At 60.1% G+C, this 16,857-nt stretch carries 8 protein-coding genes and 10 pseudogenes; 9 read left to right on the top strand and 9 right to left on the bottom strand.

Translation table 11 applies throughout. The annotated features are described in order from the left end of the window. Positions 1-12: 12 nt before the first annotated feature. A pseudogene (locus tag HB778_RS42435) lies at positions 13-348 on the bottom strand (XopAG/AvrGf1 family type III secretion system effector); the annotation flags it as partial. A gap of 496 nt (positions 349-844) precedes the next feature. Between HB778_RS42435 and HB778_RS38520 the strand changes: the two are divergent. From HB778_RS38520 to HB778_RS38500, 5 genes and pseudogenes are all read left to right on the top strand, one after another. Continuing rightward, positions 845-1,759: a phage integrase N-terminal SAM-like domain-containing protein gene (locus HB778_RS38520; protein ID WP_244662177.1), complete on the top strand. Its 915-nt coding sequence runs from the start codon at positions 845-847 to the stop codon at positions 1,757-1,759. Between the two features lie 489 nt (positions 1,760-2,248). Next, a pseudogene (locus HB778_RS43745) lies at positions 2,249-3,412 on the top strand (S8 family peptidase); the annotation flags it as partial. Next, positions 3,395-5,706, top strand: a pseudogene (locus HB778_RS43740) (autotransporter outer membrane beta-barrel domain-containing protein). The pseudogenes HB778_RS43745 and HB778_RS43740, both read left to right, overlap by 18 nt. Before the next feature lie 185 nt (positions 5,707-5,891). Next, positions 5,892-6,593, top strand: coding sequence for an IS6 family transposase (locus tag HB778_RS38505; protein WP_183455353.1), 702 nt, complete (start codon positions 5,892-5,894; stop codon positions 6,591-6,593). 133 nt (positions 6,594-6,726) lie between these two features. Continuing rightward, positions 6,727-7,239: pseudogene (locus tag HB778_RS38500) on the top strand (IS6 family transposase); the annotation flags it as partial. 63 nt (positions 7,240-7,302) lie between these two features. Here the strand turns inward: HB778_RS38500 and tnpB are convergent. Together tnpB and HB778_RS38495 are read right to left on the bottom strand one after the other, a co-directional pair. After that, positions 7,303-7,428 (bottom strand): annotated as a pseudogene (tnpB, locus tag HB778_RS42430) (IS66 family insertion sequence element accessory protein TnpB); the annotation flags it as partial. Between the two features lie 68 nt (positions 7,429-7,496). Then, positions 7,497-7,883, bottom strand: a complete 387-nt coding sequence (locus tag HB778_RS38495; protein WP_183445375.1) for a transposase — start codon at positions 7,881-7,883, stop codon at positions 7,497-7,499. A 483-nt stretch (positions 7,884-8,366) separates the two neighbouring features. On the opposite strand from HB778_RS38495, the pseudogene HB778_RS38490 reads away from it, so the two are divergent. The 3 genes and pseudogenes from HB778_RS38490 to HB778_RS42425 form a co-directional block, all read left to right on the top strand. Further along, a pseudogene (locus HB778_RS38490) lies at positions 8,367-8,586 on the top strand (insulinase family protein); the annotation flags it as partial. A 52-nt stretch (positions 8,587-8,638) separates the two neighbouring features. Beyond that, complete coding sequence (locus HB778_RS38485) at positions 8,639-9,697, top strand: class I SAM-dependent methyltransferase (protein ID WP_183455352.1); 1,059 nt, start codon at positions 8,639-8,641, stop codon at positions 9,695-9,697. 353 nt (positions 9,698-10,050) lie between these two features. Further along, positions 10,051-10,228, top strand: a pseudogene (locus tag HB778_RS42425) (transposase); the annotation flags it as partial. Positions 10,229-10,281: 53 nt separating this feature from the next. On the opposite strand, the gene HB778_RS38480 reads toward HB778_RS42425, so the two are convergent. The 3 genes and pseudogenes from HB778_RS38480 to HB778_RS38470 all read right to left on the bottom strand — a co-directional run. Beyond that, on the bottom strand, positions 10,282-10,998 hold the full coding sequence (locus HB778_RS38480; protein WP_183455351.1) for an IS6 family transposase: 717 nt from the start codon (positions 10,996-10,998) through the stop codon (positions 10,282-10,284). A gap of 200 nt (positions 10,999-11,198) precedes the next feature. Beyond that, positions 11,199-12,668, bottom strand: coding sequence for a hypothetical protein (locus HB778_RS38475; protein ID WP_183455350.1), 1,470 nt, complete (start codon positions 12,666-12,668; stop codon positions 11,199-11,201). A gap of 55 nt (positions 12,669-12,723) precedes the next feature. After that, positions 12,724-13,845: pseudogene (locus HB778_RS38470) on the bottom strand (ISKra4 family transposase); the annotation flags it as partial. A gap of 42 nt (positions 13,846-13,887) precedes the next feature. Here HB778_RS38470 and HB778_RS38465 point away from each other — a divergent pair. After that, positions 13,888-14,604 (top strand): IS6 family transposase, encoded by a 717-nt coding sequence (locus tag HB778_RS38465; protein ID WP_183455349.1) that lies wholly within the window; start codon positions 13,888-13,890, stop codon positions 14,602-14,604. A gap of 53 nt (positions 14,605-14,657) precedes the next feature. Here the strand turns inward: HB778_RS38465 and HB778_RS38460 are convergent. The 3 genes and pseudogenes from HB778_RS38460 to HB778_RS38450 all read right to left on the bottom strand — a co-directional run. Next, a pseudogene (locus HB778_RS38460) lies at positions 14,658-14,771 on the bottom strand (IS6 family transposase); the annotation flags it as partial. A gap of 48 nt (positions 14,772-14,819) precedes the next feature. Next, positions 14,820-15,299, bottom strand: a pseudogene (locus tag HB778_RS38455) (transposase); the annotation flags it as partial. Between the two features lie 554 nt (positions 15,300-15,853). Then, positions 15,854-16,498, bottom strand: coding sequence for a hypothetical protein (locus tag HB778_RS38450; protein ID WP_183455348.1), 645 nt, complete (start codon positions 16,496-16,498; stop codon positions 15,854-15,856). Positions 16,499-16,857: the final 359 nt, after the last annotated feature.

The raw sequence follows: 16,857 nt of genomic DNA, 5'->3' as shown, positions 1-16,857 counted from the left end.
TAGTCTCCGAAGCTAGTAGCGTCTGGTATCCGGCCTCCGGACATTCCTGCCACCATAAAACTTTTCCGCCGCCTTTTGACAGACATCCGAGTAGAACTTATCCGCATCCTCGATCGTGCACCCAGCCCCCGCGAAACAGCCACGCGCTATCTCATGGAGCGTATGCCGGATCGAGCTCGTGTCGTCGTAGACTGCGTTGAGCCACGCTATAATTACAATGACCTCTTCCCTTGACAGACATTGCTGTCCGCTCATTAAGCGCATGATTGATGCAGGCTACGGCGCCTCGAATCCGTTGCCTTTATCATTCAATTTGAAGTGAGCGATGGGCAGGTTTGTCATGTCTTCGATTTCCCCGCGATTCCCCGGCTAGCGCGACGAGGTTCTCCTGCTGCGCCCAGGTGAGGTAATTGAAGTTGGGCGCGAGTGATTGGATCACGTCGCCATGCAGAAGCGGGGCAAGGCGATTCTCGACGCCAGGGCGGTCTTGCGTCAACCTGTTCCAGATAGCCTGAACCCGGCTAGCCCTTTTACGCCTTTCTCGAAGCGTCGCGATTCCCGTAATGGCCTCGCTCATCTGTGGATGTGTCTGCGACATGCTCAGAAGATCGGTCGGGCTGAGCCGCTCAGCAATCCGACCGAATAGCTCCTGCTGCAAATCAAGGACACTGGTGTGCCGCATGCGGCGAGAGGAGGAAACGCTTGACGCTTGAGGCTTAGGCGGTGTGGACTCTTAGGATTGAACGAACCCGCTGACGCGGGATTGGCGTGTGCATTGGCTGGAATGGTCTCCTGATGGGAAGGTTTGGTTGCTGAGACCAACCCCTGACCAGGAGACCATCCCATGGCTGAAGCCACGACAGCGGTAAGCCCGCTGCGCCGTCGCATGATCGACGACATGAGCTTGCGCAACCTGTCGCCCGCGACGCAACGATCCTATCTGCATGCGGTGGCGAAGTTCAGCCGTTATTTCGGCCGGTCGCCGGATCGGCTGGGGCTGGAGGACGTCCGTGCGTTCCAGGTTTATCTGGTGTCGCAGGGCATTTCCTGGCCGGCGCTGAACCAGACGGTCTGTGCGTTGCGTTTCTTCTACGGCGTGACGCTGGACCGGGCGGGGCCCAACCCAGTCAGGATCGCCACCGAAGGGGCGATGTGGGGAGCGATCCGCCACCACGGCTTTCTTGGCGATACCGTGGTCGTGTCCGATGATGCCGGCCAGTTCCGCATCGGCGACCATGCTCTGTGCTGGGTCCACGCCGAGCGGCTCGTCCACAAATTGATACCCGTGACCCCGGATCAACGTCAGGCCGTCGACATCATGCGCCAGTTGATCTGGTGGTTCTATCGCGACCTCAAGAGCTACCAGCGTGCTCCTTGTCCGCGCCACGCGGCGGCCCTGCGCGCCCGCTTCGAGCGCCTGTTCAAACGACGAACCGGCTACGTCATGCTCGACCGGCTTCTTGCCAGGCTGCATCGCCGCAAGCATGAACTCCTGCGCGTTCTCGATCGTCCCGAGATCCCACTCCACACCAATGGTTCGGAAAACGACATCCGCACCTTCGTCACCAAGCGCAAGATCTCCGGCGGAACCGTCAGCGAGGCAGGCAAGAACGCCCGCGACGTCCTGCTCGGCCTGATGAAGACCTGCATCAAGCTCGACGTCTCATTCTTCCGCTATCTCGGCGACCGCCTCGGCATACCAACACAAGAGTCGATTCCGCCGCTCCCGGATCTCGTTAGGCAAGCCGCTCAAGCCTGACTGCCCGGTAATCTGCCCCGGTTACGTTTGTCATTCCGTTTTGCGACAGAACCGATGCATGTCCACAATCCGACAGCGGCAGACAAAATCTCAGGTTCAAAACAAACATTGGTGTCAGGTTCATTACCACCGGCAATCTGTGCACTGTGGAGGTTTTTCAAAGCGAACAGGCGCTTACTGCGCGCTGAGCGCGTTGGCACAGGCTTTGCACATACAAGTGCGGCAACACTGAGTGAGGGTGACTGCACGATGGCCGATTCAGCACGTGGTTACTGTTTGGCGGCCGACCCTAAAGTTGATGAGAGAGACAGAATTGGCCGGGTTTGATGTGAACGGCGCAAAACCCACGTTCAACCTCCCAAATCGCCTGTCCGATCTCTTGAGCGCACGTGACGACGTCCGAAAGGCGGCGGCCTCCTCACCGCCCGCCGCCGCGCTCGGCTTTGAGGGTTTGGTGCCGCCGGTCAAGAACAACAGAGGACATAGGGAATGACGATGCAGACGGGTCGAGTTGTATGGGGAAGCAAAGGATCACGGCAATCTAGGCTGGCGTCCGCCGGAGCTATGCAGGTCAGAGCCGCGCCATGCCGTGCTCGTCTGGCCAGGCTTCGCTCCTTGCGCAGCGCCGCGGTGCTGTTGGTCGCGACCGCTTCGTCCGGGGCGTTGGCGCAGGAAACGCCGCCGTATGTCAATGCTGACGGAACCGGCACCTACGATCTACAGGCCGCCATGCAAAGCTGGCGCGATGACCCAGAATTCCAGGGCAATTGGGGACTGAAGGCAATGAACGCCGACGGTGCCTATGCTTTGGGCATTACCGGAAATGGGGTCAGAATTGGAGTGTTCGATTCCGGTATTCTGTCTAGTCACCAGGAGTTCGTGGGTGGTCGGCTTAATCTCATTTACGTCGAGGGGTTTTCCACGGAGGGCAAACCATTTGGGATGAGCGGCGAGTACAATCCGGAAATCAATGATGATCACGGAACTGGAATGACAGGGCTGATCGTCGCGAGCCGCGACAACAAAAAAATGCACGGCGTCGCTTTCGGTTCGCCCTTCTATGTTGCCAATACGGGCGGGCGTGACGATCTACAGCAGGGCTCCAACAATCCGGCCCTCGACTTCAACTTCTTCAAATCGACGTTCGATGCGCTCGGCAAAAAAAATGTAAGAGTGGTCAATGAGAGTTGGGGAAGCGATTCAGCTATTCTTTCGGAGAGACGTACAGGTAGCATTTCCGACTTGGTTTTTGCCTCCAGGAATTTCTGGAAGCTCCGGACGGGAGGAACCAAAACCTGGCTTGATGCAGCGGTCGATGGGTCCAGGCAGCATGGTTTTGTTCAGGTGGTCTCCAACGGCAACAATAGCAAGTCTGCTAATCCTGACTTGTTTGCCAGTCAGCCGTTTTTAAATCCGGATGTAGAAAGGAAGTGGTTGGCTGTTACCGGCTACGACGAAACAGGGAGCCAAGTCTATAATAAATGCGGCGTGGCAAAGTGGTGGTGTATCATGGGCCCCTCTGGCATGAGCTCGACCAAGACAGATGGCAACTACATGGACAATGCCAACGGCACATCGGCAGCTTCCCCCCACATTTCAGGGGCTCTTGCCCTTGTCATGAGCCGATATCGCTATATGAGCAACGAAGAGGCTGTCACAACACTGCTCACGACAGCTCAAAACAAGATTGCCGATCCGGATCGCGAAGTACCCAAACGTGGTGATAAGACCTTTGATTTTCTTACCGCGGTGAAGAATGGCGACAGTCGGATTCCGAATGAACTTGGCGGCTGGGGGCTTCCCGACCTGAAGAAGGCAATGGCCGGTCCCGGCCAGTTATTCGGGCATTTTGCGGCGGGCTTGCCGAAGGGAATGTCCGACACCTGGGCGAACGACATTTCCGATGAAGCGATCAGAGCGCGCAAGGATGACGATCTAAAAGAACAAGCAACTCTGCGCCAACTTCTACAAAGCGGCCAGGGGGAGAATGGTAAAGCATTCACCGAGGATGACAAAAAAAACCTGATGAATCTCATCGTCACTCGCGAGAAAGCGATGCAGACACGCGGCAAGGATCCGGTGACGGGCAAGACCTATGTTGACAGTCTGGAGAAGCTTGGCGACGGGCATCTCATTTTGACTGGGAAGAACACCTATGCGGGCAGCACTTGGGTACGCGGCGGCAAGCTGTCGGTGGATGGTTCGATCACCTCGACGGTGACGGTGGATGGCAGCGGCATTGGCAAAGAGGTTGAATACTATACGCCGAACGGCGACAAGCAGACCGAACAGGGCACGACCGGCGGGACGATTGGCGGCACCGGCACGATCGGTGGATTGATTGCAAAAGCGGGCGGGACGGTTGAGCCGGGCAGTGTGACGCAGCCGATCGGCACGCTTAAGGTTGGCGATGTGGGTGTTCGCTTTGAGAAAGGCTCGACCTATGCGGTTGAGGTCAATTCCCTCGGCGCAAGCGACCGGATCGAGACCACCGGCACGGTCACGGTCAATGGCGGCACGGTCAAGGTGCCGGCGGGATGGCTTTATAAGCCGGAGACCCGCTATCAGATCCTGACTGCGGCCGGGGGGATGAATGGTCAATTCGACAAAACGACCTCGGACCTTGCGTTTCTGGATCCGTCGCTTGATCACCGGACCCATGATGTCGGGCTGACATTGTCGCGCAACCAGGTGGCGCTGGCCTCGACGGCGGCAACGGCGAACGAGATGGCGGTTGCGGCGGCGCTGGAAAATGCCTTTCCCCTGACGCCGTCGCCGACATCACCCGGCCAAGCGACGCCGGCGGGAGAGCCTCGGGCGGACGCCACGCCAGAACTGGCGCTGGCGCCGCCATCGCCCACTGTACAGGCTCTGCCGGCGACCCCGCTCGATCCGCTGCTGCTTGCTGTTCTCAATTTGAGCAAGGCCTCGGCCGGCCACGCCTGGGCGCCGCTGTCCGGTGAGATTCATGCGACGGTTAAGGGTGCGCTGATAGGGGAGAGTTCTTATGCGCGCGATGCCGTGATGGAGCGTTTGCGTGCGGCGTTTGACGGGGTGGGGGCCTCATCCGTGCCTGTGATGGCCTATGGGCCGGACGGGGTGGAGCCGGTTTGCGCCGATACGCAACGGTTTGCTGTTTGGAGCCAGGCCTACGGCGCCTGGGGAACTGCCGACGGCGATGGCAATGCGGCCGGTTATCACCGCTCGGCGCGCGGCTTCTTGGCGGGCGGGGATGTCTTACTTGGCGATTGGCGGCTAGGCCTTGCGGGCGGTTATGGTCATTCCTCCTACGAGGTCGATGCGCGCGCCGCATCGGCCGAAGCGGACAATTACACGCTTGCCCTTTATGCCGGTACCCGAATCGAGGCGTTATCTTTGAATTTTGGGGCGGCGCATAGCTGGCATTCGATCGACACCGGCCGGGGGTCGTGTTTCAAAGCTTTGCCGATAAGGCGACAGCCTCCTACGATGCCCGTTCGGCGCAGGCCTTCGGCGAGGCAGGCTATGAGCTGAGCTACGAGTTTGCCCGCTTCGAGCCCTTCGCCAATCTGGCGCATGTGCATCTCAAGACGGACGGCTACCGCGAGAAGGACACGAACGGCGCCGGGTTAACGAGCAGCAGCAGCAGCAGCGACGTGACGTACACCACGCTGGGGCTTCATGCCGGTAGCGACTTCGTCGTTGGCGGCATGGCCGTCAAGTCATATGGGACGCTTGGCTGGCGGCATGCCTTTGGCGATGTGGTGCCGCGGGCCGCGCATGGCTTCGCCGGCGGCCAGAACTTTGCGATCAGCGGCACGCCGGTCGCCAAGGACGCTGCCATCCTCGAGGTCGGGCTGGACTTCCGTCTGGCGGCCAATGCCAGTCTCGCGGTCTCTTATGAGGGTCAGATTGCGTCCTCCGTGCAAGAGCATGGCGTCACCGCAAAGCTTGGCGTGCGGTTCTGACAGAAGAGGAGGCGAAACATCGCCAAAGCCTTGTGAAGGATCGGCAGCAGCGGCGGCATTGCGCTCGGACGGCAGCGACCTTGCCGTCAAGGATCGACAGATGTGGCCGGCTTGAGGTGTCGCTTTGCAGTTAACGAGGTGGCGTTATCAACTTAACTTAGGGATTTGCGGCATAGATCGATGTCATGAACACCGCGATCGTCAGCTACAAGCGCCATCGTTTCCCGCCGCAGATCATCGCCCATGCAGTATGGCTCTACTACAGGTTCCCCATGAGCCTGCGTCTGGTCGAGGAAATGCTGCTGGAGCGCGGGATCGTGGTTTCGTATGAGACAATCCGCCGGTGGGGCATCAAGTTCGGTCCGCATTACACTCGCCGCTTGCGCCGTAAGCAGCCCAGCCGAAACGATGTCTGGCACCTGGACGAGGTCGTCATCACCATCACCGGCAGGAAACACTGGTTGTGGCGCGCCGTCGACCAGGATGGCTATGTGCTCGACGAGATCGTCCAGAACCGCCGCAACACCAAGGCGGCCAAGCGCTGGCTGACGCGGCTGCTGAAGAAGCAAGGCGTCGCGCCGAAGCGCATGATCACCGACAAGCTGCGCTCCTATGGAGCAGCCAGGCGACAGGTGATGCCGGACGTCGAGCATCGGTCGCACAAGGGATTGAACAACCGGGCGGAGAATGCACATGTGCCGCTGCGAAAACGAGAGCGGATGATGCAAGGCTTCCGATCACCAGGAGCACTGCAACGCTTCGTTTCGATCTTCTCGGCTCTGCGCAATCTCTTCGTCCCGCCCCGCTCAAAACGCTCCGCTCTCGCTACACATATTCACCGCCTGCAGGCCATGGCGGAATGGACAGCCGTGGCCATGGTCAGCTGACATCAGCGGCCGCAGGTCTCAACGCGTGTATATGCAGACAACGTGACATCGCCGGCAGGACTTCGTCATCGCGGCAGTTTGACCGGCACCGTAACGTTAACCGGGCATCGATCAAAATGTGGGATCTGGCGGCATGACCAGATTTTCCCGTGATCCTCTTTATCGTCGCCACCGATTTCCGGCGCAGGTGATTGCCCATGCCGTTTGGCTCTATTTCCGGTTTCCGCTCAGCCTGCGGATGGTCGAGGATATGCTGGCAGCTCGTGGCGTCATCGTCTCTCACCAGACCGTGCGACTTTGGGCTGAGAAATTTGGCAGACACTTTGCCAATGATATCCGGAAGCGATCGGCCGGCAAGCTCGGCGACAAATGGCATCTCGATGAGGTTGTCATCACCATCGGTGGAAAGAAACACTGGCTTTGGCGCGCCGTTGATCAGGACGGGTTTGTTCTCGACGTGTTGGTGCAAAGCCGTCGCAATGCCAAGGCGGCAAAGCGCTTGATGCGAAAGCTTCTGAAAGGGCAAGGCCGTTCGCCGCGTGTGATGATCACCGACAAGCTTCGATCCTACGGTGCGGCGAAGCGCGAGATCATGCCAGGCGTCGAGCATCGCTCGCACAAGGGCCTGAACAATCGGGCGGAGAACATGGTCGAGACGCATGCGCGCGGCCGATATCCCCGGCCAGCAGAAGCTGTGATCTTCCAGAGTCTTCGAATAAAGACAAACCCCGCTGCCGTCCCACCACACGATGCGAACCCGGTCCGCACGCTTCGAACGGAATACGTGAAGTGCCCCCGAGAATGGGTCCAGGCCGCCATCCCTGACCAGCGCCATCAAAGATGCCGCGCCCTTGCGGAAGTCGACCGGCTGGCACGACACGTAAACCACCACACCGGAAGCGATCATGCCTTACGAACCGCGCGGATGATCCTCGCCAGGCGATCGGGATCGACATCGCCGCCGGCGCGCACCACTGCGTCGCCAATGACGATTTCCACCGTGTCGCTGCCCACCGCTTCAAAGCGCGTGAACTTCGCCGGCTTGCTCGCTCCCTCCGTCAGTGGCGCAACCATGCCCGACGAAAGCGCCTTGCGGCGCCACGCATAGAGCTGCGAGGGGTCCAGCCCCTCGGAACGCGCAACCGCCGAGACATTGCCCCCTGGCGAGAACGCTTCGGCGACAAGCCGTGCCTTCTCTTCGTCCGACCGATGGCGCGGCTTGCGTCGGGACGGCACAGGCTCCGCCGTCAAAATCTCGAATGTTCGATGATGGCTCATACTGTCGCTCATAGGATTCTCCGCATGATTCATGCTGAAAATGAGCGATCAACCGCCTGCACGCTACGTGGGGATGCCTAAGCGACAGGACGGCTGACTGGTATGGGCGTTCAATTGATCTGGCGCCTTAAATGGCAGGAAGGCCTCGCGGCCGGTTCGAGGCGCATCCCTCCTCCGAAGCAGCATGCGCAAGTATCGTCACAAGCCGCCCCGAACGCTTCGCGTTCGGCGATGTCCAATTTCCGACAATGTCGGATACAGTCAGATCTACTGGATTGCGTTTGAATGGTTTCTCCTTTGGCACAGTACATGCTCGTCATCCGCAAACACGTGACCGACCAACAAGAAGTCGCATGATCACCTCACCAAAACATACAGCCGCCGCGGAACAATCACTTTGCCCCGAACTTGCTTATCGCCCGTCCCGCCACCACAACCGGAGCCATCGATGTCTGACGGGCTGCCCAGGATACCTACTGCGACCGCGCTTGCCCGGTGACGAACGCTCCGGCTCCGCCCGTTACCGACGAGGGCAAAGTGACGGATTTCCTGCTTTTCAAGGGCATGGAGGTGGTTGTCATTTCCGACCACCGCGCCGGTCGCCACTCATATGGTCTGGTTCAGGATCGGCAGCGCGGATGAGCCGCGGGGGAAATCCGGCATCGCGCATGTCTTCGAGCATCTGATGCTCAAGGCGACGGCCAATCACGCCTCATGACGAGCAGGGCTCCATCGCCTGGAGAGATTGAACCCAAAGGGAGATTCCAATGTCTGAAGCGAGTCAGAAAAAGTTGGACGCATTCTTAGGGAAAATGGTCGGCGATCTCGGTGCGATCGCTACTGGCGCGGGAGTCGTGCTGGGGGACAGACTCGGCCTGTTCAAGGCATTGCGCGAAGGCGGCAAGATGACGGCCGCCGAACTTTCGACACGCACCGGCACCCAGGAACGCCTTGTAAGGGAATGGCTTTCCGGGCAGGCGGCGGCGGGCTACGTCGACTACGATGAAGCGAGCGACGAGTTCTATCTCAACGCCGAGCAGGAGCTGGTGTTCGCCGATGAAGATAGCCCGGCCTTCATGGCTGGCGCATTCGAGTTCCTGTCCGCGCTGTGGCTCGATGAAGAAAAGGTGAGGCAGGCATTCCAGTCCGGCAAGGGCGTCGCGTGGCACGATCATAGCGCGTGTCTGTTTCGCGGCACGGAACGGTTTTTCCGGCCAGGCTACAATGCCAATCTGATCGAATCCTGGTTACCGGCTCTGGAGGGCGTGGTCGAGAAGCTCGAACGCGGCGCCGCGGTCGCGGATGTCGGGTGCGGTCATGGCGCATCAACCGTGCTCATGGCGCGTGCTTTCCCCAATTCGCGCTTCGTCGGCTTCGACTATCACGCCCCTTCCATCGAGCGCGCCCGCAAGGCCGCCGAGGAGGCCGGCGTCGGCGCCAACACGCGCTTCGAGGTCGCGGCCGCCAAGACCTATCCCGGCACCTATGACCTCGTCGCTTTCTTCGATTGCCTTCACGACATGGGCGACCCAGCCGGCGCCGCCACCCATGTCCACAGGTCGCTCAAGCCGGATGGCACGTGGATGATCGTCGAGCCGTTCGCGCATGATCATCTGGCGGCGAACCTCAATCCCGTCGGACGCGTCTACTATGCCGCGTCCACGTTCCTGTGCACGCCTGCGTCCGTGTCACAGGAAGTTGGGCTCGGGCTTGGCGCCCAGGCCGGCGAGGCGAGGCTGCGCAGGGTGGTGACCGGCGGCGGCTTCAAGCGATTCCGTCGCGCCGCGGAGACGCCATTCAACTTGGTGCTGGAGGCTCGCCCCTAGCCGTCGCCGGAAATTGCAGCTCATCGCATTTGGCGAAGATCGCCGCCAAATTCGGACGCACGCTATCGGGCAAATTTTTCAAGGCGTCACTCACCCCGTATATCAGATTGGGAGTTGGTAGACGTCGACAGTAGAAGGCACACGCAGCCAAGCTCGCCGCCTAAGGTGCTCTCAAAGAATCCGATATCCGAATGACACGCACCGGGCTTCCGGGATTTTATGCAGAGATCCCTGCCGAGCCGCCTTCTCTAAACCACTGACGTCGATGTCCGGGGGCAGATTCTTTCCATCGCTGCGGCCACAAGGCAGCAGCCACGCTGTAGGCGGCGTCCCGCCCAGGGCTTTCTCGACCCACTTACCTGAAGGTCCGCCGCGGTGGGCTGATTGTCTCGGGTCGCCGCCATCATGGCGGCTGGCGCCAAAGCGGACCGCCGGTGCGAAGTCTGGGCATGGAGATCGGCACCTCGGAGGTCGAGCGGATCTGGACGGAGTTTGAAGGTGACCCGCCGCAGCCTTCACAACGTCAAGCTCGGGCACCGTAAACTTAACGCTGTGAAAACAAGATCTGGGAGTGAGGCTTTGGTTCATTCGGCGTGAAGTCGCGCGATTTGGCGCCATGCTTGCATGGCAGTTGCTCGCAGTTCTCGATGGTGGGTGGATGGAATATCGTGGCGGGGAACGTTAAAGAGGTTGGCGATCGGGTCGTGGACGGAAACGAAACGCTGAAGATGTCGCGCTGACTTGAAGCGCTTCATGATCCTCTCCCGCCGTCGGACGGGTTGATGAGAGTTCTCCGCCCGATTGTTCAGGCCCTTGTGCGAGCGATGCTCGACGCCTGGCATGATCTCCCGCTTCGCCGCACCGTAGGATCGAAGCTTGTCGGTGATCATCACACGCGGCGAACGGCCTTGCCCTTTCAGAAGCTTTCGCATCAAGCGCTTTGCCGCCTTGGCATTGCGACGGCTTTGCACCAACACGTCGAGAACAAACCCGTCCTGATCAACGGCGCGCCAAAGCCAGTGTTTCTTTCCACCGATGGTGATGACAACCTCATCGAGATGCCATTTGTCGCCGAGCTCGCCGGCCGATCGCTTCCGGATATCATTGGCAAAGTGTCTGCCAAATTTCTCAGCCCAAAGTCGCACGGTCTGGTGAGAGACGATGACGCCACGAGCTGCCAGCATATCCTCGACCATCCGCAGGCTGAGCGGAAACCGGAAATAGAGCCAAACGGCATGGGCAATCACCTGCGCCGAAAATCGGTGGCGACGATAAAGAGGATCACGGGAAAATCTGGTCATGCCGCCAGATCCCACATTTTGATCGATGCCCGGTTAACGTTACGGTGCCTGAAAATGGCCGCATAAGCTTACAGAGCAAACTGTCCGCTATTCTCTCTGTCTCAGTCCAGGGGTTTACTCCACAGCTTCGGGACTTACCGGAAAAGGTGTCCGGGATCTACTAAAATACGCATATTGACGATATGCTGTTGCAATAAGGGTCATTTATTTAATTTTCTAATTGCGGCAGCAGCACCCCGCTGGTTGCTCGCCGCTGCCAACACTTGCGGTTTAGGCATATTCTTCAATTCGTCCGCATTTTGCAGCATCGCCTGCACCGCCCTCGCCGCGCCGCTCTTGCCCAGGATCTTGACGATATCGTCCTTGCTGAACTTCTGGCCGTCGAACTCCAGCTTTGTCAGCGGCTCTACGTTCTTCAGCAGGGCCTGCACCGCCTGAGCCGCGCCGTAGTTGCGCAGGATCTGAACGATATCGTCCTTGCTGAACTTCTGGCCGTCGAACTCCAGCTTTGTCAGCGGCTCCACGTTCTTCAGCAGGGCCTGCACCGCCTGAGCCGCGCCGTTGTTGCCCAGGATCTTGAGGATATCGTCCTTGCTGAACTTCTGGCCGCTGAAGTCCAGCTTCGCCAGCGCCTCCGCGTTCTTCAGCAGGGCCTGCACCGCCTGAGCGGCACCATCATTGCCCAGGAACTTGAGGATATCGTCCTTGCTGAACTTCTGGCCGTCGAACTCCAGCTTTGTCAGCGGCTCCACGTTCTTCAGCAGGGCCTGCACCGCCTGAGCCGCGCCGTTGTTGCCCAGGATCTTGAGGATATCGTCCTTACTGAAGTTATGGCCGCCGAAGTCCAGCTTTTTCAGCGCCTCCGCGTTCTTCAGCAGGGCCTGCACGGCCTGGGCGGCGCCTTTGTGGCTCAGGATCTTGAGGATATCGTCCTTGCTGAAGTTATGGCCGCCGAAGTCCAGCTTTTTCAGCGCCTCCGCGTTCTTCAGCAGGGCCTGCACCGCCTGAGCGGCACCATCATTGCCCAGGAACTTGAGGATATCGTCCTTGCTCAACTTCTGGCCGCTGAAGTCCAGCTTCGCCAGCGCCTCCGCGTTCTTCAGCAGGGCCTGCACCGCCTGGGCGGCGCCTTTGTGGCTCAGGATCTTGAGGATATCGTCCTTGCTGAAGTTATGGCCGCCGAACTCCAGCTTCGCCAGCGCCTCCGCATTGTCCACGAAGGCTTTCAAAGCAAGCAATCCACCGTGATCGGCAACGCGTTGGCACTCCTCGCCTGACAGCTGAAATCTCGTCCCCTTGGCTTCAGTCGCCAACTTCCTCAGATTATCAGGGAACTCCCTTCGACGCCGGCTTTTCAGTTTCGAGCTTGAAGCCGTTCCCGAATGACTCTCCTCCCGCGCGGGTGCCGGTTGCGGGCCAATTCGCCACCGTTGAGCCGCCCTGTCGTCTTCCTTATGCTCGGTGGCCGGCCTTCGGCGCTTGGCACCCGCCCGATCGCGCGCCCCCACGGTCTCGTTCAGGGTGGCAGGCTGCTCGGCCGGCGGCGCCGGAACCTTCCAATAGGCCTCCAATGCCGCGCTGGCAGAGATTTGAGGGAGGTCGGCGGGAGCGAGCGCATGGTGTTCGTCCAGACTCGTTGGGAAACCGTCTCGGCCGAACCGCTCGACCATCTGCCGCGCCTGTCCAGAAGAGTCCTGCGCTCTCGGGAGCGGGAAAAAGCTGGGGTCAAGCCGCAAGGGCAAACTTGGCTTGCTTCAATCGACCATCGGCAACCGCCGCGCGGACCTGAAGTACCCTGTGAGCCCCTGCGGGAGACCAGCGCATCTGACGTTTTTTGTTCATGCGGGCATTGACGAGGCTGTTGGCGGCGGATTCGGCCGGGGCACTCGAGATCGGGTGATCCGCCCAATATCGTTGGCAGTAGTCGACCAGGGAGGTTTTGTTCTGGATCAGGTAGGTCTGAAGATTGCTGACCAGTTCGAAGAAGCGCTTGAGCTTGTTGCTGGCATCCGGCAGCCGAGCATATTGCTCCAACTGGCAAAGCATATCCCTCACGGCTCTCGTCGCCTCCCTGACGTAGCCGCTCCAGAGGAGATGACGAAGCCGCGGCACATGAAGCGCAGTGTCTCGAAGGTAGATACTCAGATTGCCAACGCTCTTGAGCCCTTCCCACGCCTGTTCGATGTGACGGAGCCGCATCGACAGATGGAACCAGTCGAGAATGTGGGTGATGGGCTGGCGTGTTGCGCCGATGACGATACCCTGCAGCCCGACGTCTCCGTCGCTGAAAACGGTGACGTCGCTGCCTGGCACCCACCCTTGCGCCCGCAGCGCCGCACGAACAACGTCGTGCTTGCCGGTGGTAACATGCGGTGAGGCCGCGAACTGACGCGGTGGTCGGCCTTTGGTCACAACCCGCCCCATGGCAATTTCGAAATGGCGGCTCTGGTATCCGGGGACCGCGCGAATGTAGGCGCCATCAATGAACACGGAAATGGGCGACCCGTCGGCACGGCTCAGTCTATAGGGACTTGCAAGGTCCCATTTCTCGATCTGATCGGCGACCTTCGCCAGCCGGTTGCTTACAGTGCGATGATTGTGCGGCCGCATGGCCGGCACAAAAAGGTCGAGAACACGCGCCGCTTCACGAAATGACAATCGGGAGCCGAGTTCAGCCTGAATGCGCTGCAACTCCGGCGTGGCTCTGCCGTTCAACAGGGCTTCTGTTCTTCCTTCGCCAGGATTCGCCGATCCGTCGCACGCGCAGCCGCGAAAGCGAGGTACGCGCATACGGCAAACGCCAAAGAGCGAGTCGACCGTGCGAGATCGGTAGTCATGGAGGCACCGTAACGTTAACCGGGCATCGATCAAAATGTGGGATCTGGCGGCATGACCAGATTTTCCCGTGATCCTCTTTATCGTCGCCACCGATTTCCGGCGCAGGTGATTGCCCATGCCGTTTGGCTCTATTTCCGGTTTCCGCTCAGCCTGCGGATGGTCGAGGATATGCTGGCAGCTCGTGGCGTCATCGTCTCTCACCAGACCGTGCGACTTTGGGCTGAGAAATTTGGCAGACACTTTGCCAATGATATCCGGAAGCGATCGGCCGGCAAGCTCGGCGACAAATGGTATCTCGATGAGGTTGTCATCACCATCGGTGGAAAGAAACACTGGCTTTGGCGCGCCGTTGATCAGGACGGGTTTGTTCTCGACGTGTTGGTGCAAAGCCGTCGCAATGCCAAGGCGGCAAAGCGCTTGATGCGAAAGCTTCTGAAAGGGCAAGGCCGTTCGCCGCGTGTGATGATCACCGACAAGCTTCGATCCTACGGTGCGGCGAAGCGGGAGATCATGCCAGGCGTCGAGCATCGCTCGCACAAGGGCCTGAACAATCGGGCGGAGAACTCTCATCAACCCGTCCGACGGCGGGAGAGGATCATGAAGCGCTTCAAGTCAGCGCGACATCTTCAGCGTTTCGTTTCCGTCCACGACCCGATCGCCAACCTCTTTAACGTTCCCCGCCACGATATTCCATCCACCCACCATCGAGAACTGCGAGCAACTGCCATGCAAGCATGGCGCCAAATCGCGCGCCTTCACGCCGAATGAACCAAAGCCTCACTCCCAGATCTTGTTTTCACAGCGTTAAGTTTACAGTGCCCCTCGACCATCCGCAGGCTGAGCGGAAACTGGAAATAGAGCCAAACGGCATGGGCAATCACCTGCGCCGGAAATCGGTGGCGACGATAAAGAGGGTCACGGGAAAATCTGGTCATGCCGCCAGATCCCACATTTTGATCGATGCCCGGTTAACGTTACGGTGCCATCCACAGGTATGGCCAGTCGCCCTCGATGGGTCTTTCAAGGAACGCTTTGACCTTGCCGTCGATCTCTTCGCACAGCGGGCTGACCTGGCTCTTGGAGATTCCGCTCATGCCCATGGCCTTGACCAGGTCGTCGACCGAGCGGGTCGAGATACCCTGGACGTAGGCCTCCTGGATGACGGCGGTCAGCGCCTTCTCCGCCATGCGACGCGGTTCGAGGAAGCCCGGAAAGTAAGAGCCCTTCCTGAGCTTGGGGATGCGCAGTTCGACGGTGCCGGCCCGCGTCTCCCAGTCTCTGTCGCGGTAGCCGTTGCGCTGAGCCAGCCGAAGCGCATTCTTCTCGCCATAGCCGGCGCCGGTGGCGGCGCCCACCTCCAGCTCCATCAGCCGCTCGGCGGCAAAGCCGATCATCTCGCGCAAGATATCGGCGTCGGGGGTCTTCTCCACGAGCGTGCGCAGGTTCATCATGTCGTCGGTCATCGGTGGTCCTTCCGAAACGGGTTGGCGTCAACAACCCAACCCTACCGGAAAGCGCCGATGACCACCGACACGCCGCTCACTCGCTACAGCGCTACTAACGGCGCGCTCGCGAGCGGCTTCGTAACCGCCGAGCTACACCACCTGATGGGACACGACCGATGTCGCCCTTGCCGAACGTGTCGCCGCCGAACTTGAGTTCCGCCAGCGCATCCGCGTTTTCCCAGGCGCCGCCGGCCCTGCGAGCCCCGCGTTTCCCTTTCGAGCTTGACCGCGCCTCCGTATGACTCTCCTCCAAGGCGATTGCCGGTTGCGCCCCGTGCCGCGCCAGCAACGCCGTATGATCGGCGATGACGTCTCGAAGATCCAGCGATGCGCTCTCGGACGATTGGCGGTTCGCCAGTCTGGTCACCAGTTCGTGTGTGGCCGCCGGCACTGATACACCGCAGTCATATCCGTTCCTCTGCTGCGCCATCTCGCATTCCCACCCTGTCGCCTCTCCAAACTTCGCTGAGGACGGGTCTTCCCGGAACTGCTCGACCATCCGCCATGCCTGTTCACAACAGTCCCCCCCCCTCGGCGAGCATAGACTTCGCCACCCCAAAAAACGTCTCCGGCAAGTGCTTCCTGAGGATGCCCAGGGCCTGCTCGTAGTCTTCCGCTCTTTCACGTGCTCCCCCGTCGACGGCGGGAAACCCTGCAGTGCTGTGGCTTGGGCCGGCAAGGGGCTGCGGGGAGAGCTCCAGAAGCTGCTGTACCCCCTCCCGTGGCAGAGCCTCGTCCATAGCGTCCAACGAGAGGTCTTGCCGCGGATGCGCGTTGGTTTGCGGATATGTCGCGCTGGCCGCGTCCTCATCCGCCGGCACAACAAGGCTGCCGGCGCGAGTGGGCGCATCGTGTTCGTCCGGGCTCGCTGGCGGCAGGTCTCCCCTGAACTGCGCGACGATCCGCCATGCCTGTCCGGAAAAGTCCTCCTCCAAGGCGAGCGAAGACTCCGCCAACTCCCACCTTGTCTCCGGCAACTGCTCCCCGAGGATGCCCCAGGGCTTCTGCGGCGAGGGCCCATCCGTCGCTGGCACGTTGTCTGGAAAGCTGGCCAGTCCGATCGTGCTAACCGGATCCGCGGGCGGTGGATTGAGCCCCGTCAGGGCCTGCGGGAAAGCCCGGGGCGCCGGACTGAAGTTACCGTTCTTTGGGATCATGACGTTATTTCCTGTTTATCCTCCGAATCAAAGGATGCACTATGGGCCAGGTTCTTCATGGCAGCAGCCCACATAGGTCGCGGATGCGACGACGCCTTTGCGGACTCCTCCAATACGGTCCTGATCGGCCTTTTCTAGAAACCGTCCGCCCCCTGCAGCCGCTGGTGAGTCATCCGATCCCACTTCGAACCTCCCTGAATCGATAGCGTGCATGGCGTCTGACTGGTGGTTCGCCTTTGCATGACCCGCATTTGAAGTTCTGAACACGAGCGTCTGAAATGTATGCCCGGCAGGAGACTGAGCTCCTGCCGGGCCGGGTACGCCTTGGGAGGTGGCGTAAGTCAGAGACTCTCATGACC

This window comes from Mesorhizobium huakuii, from assembly GCF_014189455.1.
Classification (GTDB): domain Bacteria; phylum Pseudomonadota; class Alphaproteobacteria; order Rhizobiales; family Rhizobiaceae; genus Mesorhizobium; species Mesorhizobium huakuii_A.
Note: the sequence above shows the minus strand (reverse complement) of the source record. Positions and strands in the feature narration are given on the sequence as shown.

Excerpts from the sequence above, each read along its gene's own strand:
- HB778_RS38520 (WP_244662177.1), top strand. The coding sequence starts at position 845 with ATGGCTGAAGCCACGACAGCGGTAAGCCCGCTGCGCCGTCGCATGATC.
- HB778_RS38505 (WP_183455353.1), top strand. The coding sequence starts at position 5,892 with ATGAACACCGCGATCGTCAGCTACAAGCGCCATCGTTTCCCGCCGCAG.
- HB778_RS38495 (WP_183445375.1), bottom strand. The coding sequence starts at position 7,883 with ATGAGCGACAGTATGAGCCATCATCGAACATTCGAGATTTTGACGGCG.
- HB778_RS38485 (WP_183455352.1), top strand. The coding sequence starts at position 8,639 with ATGTCTGAAGCGAGTCAGAAAAAGTTGGACGCATTCTTAGGGAAAATG.
- HB778_RS38480 (WP_183455351.1), bottom strand. The coding sequence starts at position 10,998 with ATGACCAGATTTTCCCGTGATCCTCTTTATCGTCGCCACCGATTTTCG.
- HB778_RS38475 (WP_183455350.1), bottom strand. The coding sequence starts at position 12,668 with ATGGTCGAGCGGTTCGGCCGAGACGGTTTCCCAACGAGTCTGGACGAA.
- HB778_RS38465 (WP_183455349.1), top strand. The coding sequence starts at position 13,888 with ATGACCAGATTTTCCCGTGATCCTCTTTATCGTCGCCACCGATTTCCG.
- HB778_RS38450 (WP_183455348.1), bottom strand. The coding sequence starts at position 16,498 with ATGATCCCAAAGAACGGTAACTTCAGTCCGGCGCCCCGGGCTTTCCCG.